This is a genomic window from Bacillus sp. NPDC057893 (genome assembly GCF_042796455.1).
Lineage (GTDB): Bacteria > Bacillota > Bacilli > Bacillales > Bacillaceae_G > Bacillus_A.
The window spans coordinates 1-6,963 of record NZ_JBHVNG010000027.1; the positions used below are offsets into that span (position 1 = coordinate 1).

General features: G+C 33.8%; 6 protein-coding genes and 2 pseudogenes. 2 read left to right on the forward strand and 6 right to left on the reverse strand.

Going from position 1 to position 6,963, the window contains the following annotated elements:
* Window positions 1-334: 334 nt before the first annotated feature.
* The 6 genes and pseudogenes from ACFVQC_RS29865 to ACFVQC_RS29890 all read right to left on the reverse strand — a co-directional run bounded on the left by ACFVQC_RS29865 (window position 335) and on the right by ACFVQC_RS29890 (window position 5,701).
* On the reverse strand, window positions 335-550 hold the full coding sequence (locus tag ACFVQC_RS29865; RefSeq protein ID WP_085313259.1) for an alpha/beta-type small acid-soluble spore protein: 216 nt from the start codon (window positions 548-550) through the stop codon (window positions 335-337).
* 161 nt (window positions 551-711) lie between these two features.
* Window positions 712-1,079, reverse strand: a pseudogene (locus ACFVQC_RS29870) (GNAT family N-acetyltransferase); the annotation flags it as partial.
* 258 nt (window positions 1,080-1,337) lie between these two features.
* Window positions 1,338-2,024: an ABC transporter ATP-binding protein gene (locus tag ACFVQC_RS29875; protein ID WP_002150937.1), complete on the reverse strand. Its 687-nt coding sequence runs from the start codon at window positions 2,022-2,024 to the stop codon at window positions 1,338-1,340.
* 11 nt (window positions 2,025-2,035) lie between these two features.
* Window positions 2,036-3,460 (reverse strand): ABC transporter permease, encoded by a 1,425-nt coding sequence (locus ACFVQC_RS29880; protein ID WP_377895093.1) that lies wholly within the window; start codon window positions 3,458-3,460, stop codon window positions 2,036-2,038.
* Window positions 3,461-3,723: 263 nt separating this feature from the next.
* Window positions 3,724-4,932 carry a S1C family serine protease gene (locus ACFVQC_RS29885; protein WP_377900141.1) on the reverse strand — a complete coding sequence of 403 codons (1,209 nt, stop codon included), beginning with the start codon at window positions 4,930-4,932 and terminating at the stop codon, window positions 3,724-3,726.
* Window positions 4,933-5,524: 592 nt separating this feature from the next.
* The gene (locus tag ACFVQC_RS29890; protein ID WP_377900143.1) at window positions 5,525-5,701 is read right to left on the reverse strand and encodes a hypothetical protein; all 177 of its coding nucleotides are present in this window, start codon (window positions 5,699-5,701) and stop codon (window positions 5,525-5,527) included.
* A gap of 163 nt (window positions 5,702-5,864) precedes the next feature.
* Between ACFVQC_RS29890 and ACFVQC_RS29895 the strand changes: the two genes are divergently transcribed.
* Entirely contained in the window at window positions 5,865-6,530 is a 666-nt protein-coding gene (locus tag ACFVQC_RS29895; RefSeq protein WP_002150943.1) for a response regulator transcription factor, read from the forward strand.
* A gap of 13 nt (window positions 6,531-6,543) precedes the next feature.
* Window positions 6,544-6,963: pseudogene (locus ACFVQC_RS29900) on the forward strand (two-component sensor histidine kinase); the annotation flags it as partial.

Sequence of the window (6,963 nt, forward strand, 5' to 3'; positions counted from 1 at the left end):
GACTGTGGAGATAGCCTAATAAATTAGAGTTCGATAGAACTCTTTACTTAGGAATCCCCCTCTTCTAAACGAAGTGAAAGTGGGGGTAGTTCAATTCTCTCATGAGATTTAGCTTATGATGCTAATTCAACTGCACTTAGAGTTTCTTTCCTAGTGGATATCCTCCCTTTACACAATCTAATGAACAAACAACCTTAGACCTTTCCTTAATTAACTATAATCAAATGAATTACGTCAGCCATTCATTCTTATCAAAAAACAATAGAACAGGAGTATGAATTATACATTCATACTCCTGTTCTATTGTTTTTTGTACATATATACTTATTTTCACTTAGTGAATTTTATATTGACCAGATATTTGTTCTTGCGCCATACGAACTAAGCGCTTTGTAATTTCTCCACCTACTGAACCATTTGCTCGTGCTGTCGAATCTGGCCCAAGTGTAACGCCAAACTCCTGAGCAATTTCATATTTCATTTGCTCAATAGCGCTTGCTGCGGCTGCTATCAAAATTTCGTTTGAATTATTATTTTCGCGAATTTGCATTTCTTACACACCTCCATGATTTATGGTAATATCATGCTCTACTTCCAGTAAAATATGCAAAAAATTATTCCGTTAGCTGTATAACTCAAATACCTAAACCTCATTAGCTCTATTTAAAATGAAATACTTTTTAAATATGCCAAACAAAACAAGTCCCATGAACATGTAGCTATAATTCTATGTAATTTCATATCCTTAAACCCATATTTCAATGTAGCCTGTGCTGCTCAAAAGCATATCTTTTATTGAAATATTTAGGATTGAACACCCAACCAATCTCATAAGTATGCTCACCAAAATATTTATGAAAAACAATTTGACCAATAAGGATATTTTCATCTATTAATACCACAGGAAAGTTCTTAGCATTTTTACCAATGTTTTCATTCACAAAATTTCTTGTATCTTCTTCAGTAAAAAACCCTTCAGGTATGTATTTCATAACATTGATATCTGACGTATACTCATGGACAGCTTGCCGATCTTTGAACTCAAATTTTCGTATTAAAGACCTTTCTTTTTTACAAATATTTACATTTATTTCCCCCCTCAAAAAATCGTAACTTTATTTCAAATCCACATTTAACCCTTAAAACAAAAAGAACTTGTAGGAATCTCTACAAGTTCTTTTTAGTTTCAGGTGAATATACGAGACAAACTATCTTACAGATTCATCATAGAAACTACAGGGGTAATGCTTTGACAAATATATTATATAACAAATATTAACAGCCATAAATTTCAATTTTGAAAATTATGTGAATTAAGAACGAAATTAGCTTTTTTCTTAACTATTATTAATTTCGTTTACTACTAACTTCTTTTTCCTTAAATAAACTGCTCGATCCGATTTTTTTGCAACTTCTTGTGAATGCGTAACTACAATTACACATTTATCCTCTTGATGAGCGAGCTCCTGAAACAACTCAATAATTTCATTTGCTGTTTCTCCATCAAGGTTTCCTGTTGGTTCATCAGCAATCAATAAATCGACATTGCAAGATAGTGCTCGAGCAATTGCTACACGTTGTTGTTGTCCACCACTTAGTTGCAAGACATTTCGTTTCGCTTCTACTTCTGTGAGTCCTACCTTCTCTAATAATTCTAATGCTCTTGCTTTTTTATTTTGTACCTTCACACCTGTAATTTCCATTGCCGTTAGTACATTCTGAAGAGCAGTCATATAGGTAATCAAATTATACGATTGGAAAATTACGGATACATTTTGATTACGGTATCGATCCAAACCAATTTTTCGAATATCCTTGCCATTATATAGTACATAACCGTTTTTAGGTATGTCCAGCCCACAACCTAAGCTAAGAGTTGTGGTTTTGCCAGATCCAGAGGGCCCTAAAATCGTGTAAAAATGCCCTTTTTGAAAAGAAAAATTAACATTATCTAGTATCGTTACTTTTTTCCCGTTACTTTCATAATAATAATCTAAGTTTTTAAATTGTAAAATCGTCTCCATATCGAGCCTCCTTATTCATCTTTTAATAGAATTTGTTTTGGATTTAAGCGTAGAATAGATAATGCTGGAAGAAGCGTTGCTAATATAGCAATAGCTAGTCCAATTCCCCCCATTTTTCCTACATCCTCTCCCGTTACACTTACATCAATCTTATCAATTGGCTCTTCGTTTTGGTTTTGTGGAGTACCACCAGCTCCAACCATCATTACACTACCATTTTGTGAATTGTCTTTTTCTTCGCTTGCTGTAGCAATTTCACCCGAAAGTAAGTTATCCCCTACGAATTGAGAAACTTTAGCCCCTGTTGTTAGTGATAATCCTAACGCTAAAATAGCAATACATACTACTTCTACTACGAACTGCGCCATCAGTTTCCATTTTTTCTCTCCAATGGACAATAAAATCCCCATTTCCTTACGACGTGCTTTAATCGATAACATAATGATTAATCCTAAGATAATCGCACCTGCAATAGATACCATATAGATAATCATTTGAGACGTAGAAGCGATATTTTCGATAGGACCAATCATTTGTTTGTACAATGAATCTTGTGCATCTAACTTAAAATAATTAAAATCAATATCAGATTTTTTTGCTTCTTTTTTAAATGCATCAATGTCTTGTGGATCCTTCAATAAGTACACAACTTGAATACTACTACTCATACCTTCATCTGTTTCTAATTTTTTCAAAGTAGAGTAAGGCATATATAGTTTATTAGCTGGATTCATCATAGGAGGGGGATTTTGACCCATTGGTTGCTCATTCGTTTCGTAAATACCGATAATTTCAACTTCAAGAGTTTCCTTCTTATCCCCTGATTGAACTTTAACCTTATCTCCTACTTTCAAATTGTTTTGTTCCGCTAATCGTTTTTCCATTAAAGCTACATTCTGATCTTGCATCTGTTCTGTAATTGGTTTTCCATCAACGATTTTACTTTTTCCATTTTTAAAACTTTCTTGTAATAAAGTCTTGCGAACTCCTTCTATCATAAGAGAAGAATTCATATCTATTTCTGAACCTGAACCTGATCCTCCCACCATTGCAACGTTACCTTTTCCTTTTCCTTCTCCTTCTGAAGCTCCTACTAATTTAAACCCATCCGCAATTCCGAAATTATTGGTTATATAATTATAGTCTTTTACATGCTTGGACTTCGCTAATTGGTCTGCTTCTTTTGTGTTGAGCTTCGGCGGCTTAGGCATCTCGCCAGTTTCCCTAGCTTGTTGACCTAATTTGTCAAAATCAAGACCTAAAGTAACATCTGCACCTAGTTTTTTTCTTGCTGCATCAGCAGCTTTTTTTGATGCATTTTGGATTGTGAATCCTGCCAGCACTAAATTTGTAACAATCAGGAAGACTGCCATCAAAATTAATGATGTTCCTATTCTTTTTTTCATACTGAGAATTGCGCGTTTTATAAAATTCATTTTTCCTAACCTCCTTGATAGCTGTTATTCTATATACGCTATCTAGAGTTTGTATGGAGTTACTCAGTAGTTTATCTAGAGATATATGGAGTTTATGTGTACTTATTCATTGACCTTAGCAAGAAAAACTGGAACACAAATTAGAATACGCAATCGATTTTGAATATTGGTAGAGAGCCAGTCCATTAATGTGGCGTGAGGACGAATGGAATGATCGTACATATAAAACTAGTAAAATAGAAAAAACCACCGAAAGGTGGCTGTTAAGCGGTACGTGTTTGTTCCATTAATTTCACGGTTTTTGTTAGTTTTTCACCATTTCGATAAACGGTTACTTTAATTGTATCTCCCAATTTTTTCTTTTCATATAAATATTTACGGAATTGAACGACATTTTCTATTTTTTGTTCATCCAATGCAATCACAACATCATACTGTTGTAAGCCGCCCTTTTCTGCTGGTGATTGATTTGAGATATTCCCCAACATGGCACCATTTGATATCTCTTTTGGTAATTTTAATTGATTACGTGCAGAATCTGTCATTTTCTCTACATCTAATAACTGTACACCCATCATTGGACGTTTAACTGTTCCCTCTTTTTCAAGAGACCCTAGGATTGTTTTGGCTATATGAATCGGGATTGCAAATCCAATTCCTTCAACAGCTTGTTGTGCAATTTTACTCGAATTAATTCCAATGACTTCACCCTGTTCATTAAATAAAGCTCCTCCACTATTCCCAGGATTAATAGCTGCATCTGTTTGAATTACCTGTGCTTGCCAATCCACTTGTTGATTTCCAAGTGTACTAACAGGTATTTCTCGTTCCTTGCTACTAATAATCCCCTTTGTTACAGTACCTTCTAGCCCCAATGGATTCCCAATGGCTATTACCGTTTCCCCTGTACGAATTTTTTCTGAGTCTCCAAGTGTTGCCACTCTTTTTACATCTGTCCCGTCAATTTCTAATACCGCTAAATCTAATAATGGATCTGTCCCTACTACTTTAGCGGGAACCTTTTTACCATTATTCAATTTCACTTCTACATTATTCGCACCGTCTATCACATGATTATTTGTAACAATGAAAGCCTTATTACCGTTTTTTTTATATATGACCCCTGATCCCGAACCTGCTTCTTCTGATTGATTTTGCGTATTAAATGCATCTGCATTTTGTTTATAGTTAATGACACCTACGACAACTTCTTTTGCAGATTCAATCATATTTTGAAGGTTGCTCACATCTTCTGGTTTGTAAGAGGTCGGCGTAACCTGATTTACTTCGTTATGTTTAGGAGATTGGTCTGCATTTCCTTTGATTTCATTTATATAAGGGATGGTCAATCCAATGGTAATTACACCAATCATTGCACCAATTATTCCTGTGAAAAAATACCCTGTTTTTTTATAGGCTTTATTCCTATTGTTTTCTGTTTGATTTGTATCATAATGTCCCATTGTGAACATCCCTTTCTCCTTTAATTTAAATTGAATATTTTTATGTTCATATTTGAATTACGATGTATGAATGTGATATTTAGGAATCACCATTTCAAAAAAAAATTTCACCTTTAGGCATGGTTCAGATATAAATCAACTGTTTTTTCGTAGGGGTAACATTATATTTAAATTTTTATGAATATATGTATGACGATATTCAAACCCACTTCGAACTGTTCTCTAAAAAAGAGACTATTTGGCTCTCATCAAATAAGGTATTTAATGTGCATAGTAGCATGCATGTTTATATAGATGTTTTGCAAAAAGTGGAAACAAGGGACAATAAACATCCACTGGCTTATTTATTCTTTTGTTATAAACTTAGAACATAGCATTCTCGTGAGAATGGATGGTAATAGTTTTGTCTGTAAATAAGAAGGAAGGGATAAAATTTGATAGATTGTGTAAGCCGTCAACATTATGTATCATTCCTTTCTATTTGGTACATGTATCATACAAACTTAATCTGTATTCTACATGGAGCTAATCTAGAGTTATAGTAAAGATTTTCAGTACCTAGTTATTGAATGCAAAAAAAAAAGAATCAATTTGATCCTCTCTATTCTTGTTCACTAGACTTATATAGTTTTCTTTTATTTACACTTGTGTATTTGTATAAGCACGGCGCTAATTTCAATTTTTGTTTTTTCTCTTTTATGCGACCATTATTCGAATGAGTGGCCATCCACAGTTGTACATCTAATAAAGAAAGAATGATGTTTGCTTCCAGTGACATCTTGATTACCTCCCTCTGTCTTGTTATATATATAACCTATCTCATGCATCTGGAGCTGATTTGAAATACATGTAGTTTTCTTGTGAAGTTTTTATCGTGTTTCTAATACGTCTCCACATCAACTCCAGACTGGAAGGTTATAATGACTACAAGAGGTGATATTATGAAGAACTATCACATTTTGGTGGTAGAAGATGATCAAGAAATACAAGAATTAATCAAACAATTTTTAATGACACAACAGTATAAAGTTATAGTTGCATCAGATGGATTAGAGGGCATGAAACAATTTAATAAGCAGTCCTTCGATTTAATTCTTCTAGATGTGATGATGCCAAACCTGAATGGATTTGAAGTTGCCAAAATGATTCGAAGTCAGTCAAATATACCAATTATTATGCTAACTGCGCTAGAAGAAGAACAAGATCAAATGAAAGGATTTGATCTTGGAATCGATGATTATATTACGAAACCTTTTTCTTTTCATGTTTTGATGAGACGAGTCGAAGCAGTACTGAGAAGAAGTAATAATCAAAGTACGGATAATCATTTTGTATTTAGAGAACTACATGTCGATGGCGATGCATATAAAGTATATGTAAATAAAGTTGAAGTTCCCCTAACGACAAAAGAATTTGAAATTTTGCAACTACTACTTCAAAATGAAAAAAAGGTACTCACAAGAGAAAATATCGTAGAAAAAATTTGGGGATATGAGTATGCCGGAGACACACGAATGATTGATACGCATATGAAAAACATACGAAAAAAATTAGATATACCCTATATTAAAACAGTAAAGGGCATTGGTTATAAAATCGATGAATAGGATTGTAAAAATCATGAAGATGAAGAGAATTACCTATAAACTCTTTATGACTACATCCCTCATTTTGTTAGCCTTTGCAACCTTAATTTATGTAACTTTATACTTCTTTCTCCCTAAATTTTATGAGAAATACAAAACAGATCAGCTTCAAACGGGAATCGAAGAAATAATTGATAAATCTAAAGATCTTACGCTTCAAAATGCAACACCACTTGTTGATGAATACGCACAAAAAAATAATGCAGTGATCTACCTTCAAGATAATGAGGGAACAATTATTTATACTCCTTCTTTTACTTTTCTTCAAAGTACTATTCAAGGGGGTACTGTTCAGGGGAGTACTGTTCAGGGAGGTACTGTTCAGGGAGGTACTGTTCAGGGAGGTACTGTTCAGGGAGGTACTGTTCAGGGAGGTACTGTTCAGGGAGGTACT

Coding starts and splice junctions, on each gene's coding strand:
- ACFVQC_RS29895 (WP_002150943.1), top strand. CDS start 5,865: ATGAAGAACTATCACATTTTGGTGGTAGAAGATGATCAAGAAATACAA.
- ACFVQC_RS29890 (WP_377900143.1), bottom strand. CDS start 5,701: ATGTCACTGGAAGCAAACATCATTCTTTCTTTATTAGATGTACAACTG.
- ACFVQC_RS29880 (WP_377895093.1), bottom strand. CDS start 3,460: ATGAATTTTATAAAACGCGCAATTCTCAGTATGAAAAAAAGAATAGGA.
- ACFVQC_RS29865 (WP_085313259.1), bottom strand. CDS start 550: ATGCAAATTCGCGAAAATAATAATTCAAACGAAATTTTGATAGCAGCC.
- ACFVQC_RS29885 (WP_377900141.1), bottom strand. CDS start 4,932: ATGTTCACAATGGGACATTATGATACAAATCAAACAGAAAACAATAGG.
- ACFVQC_RS29875 (WP_002150937.1), bottom strand. CDS start 2,024: ATGGAGACGATTTTACAATTTAAAAACTTAGATTATTATTATGAAAGT.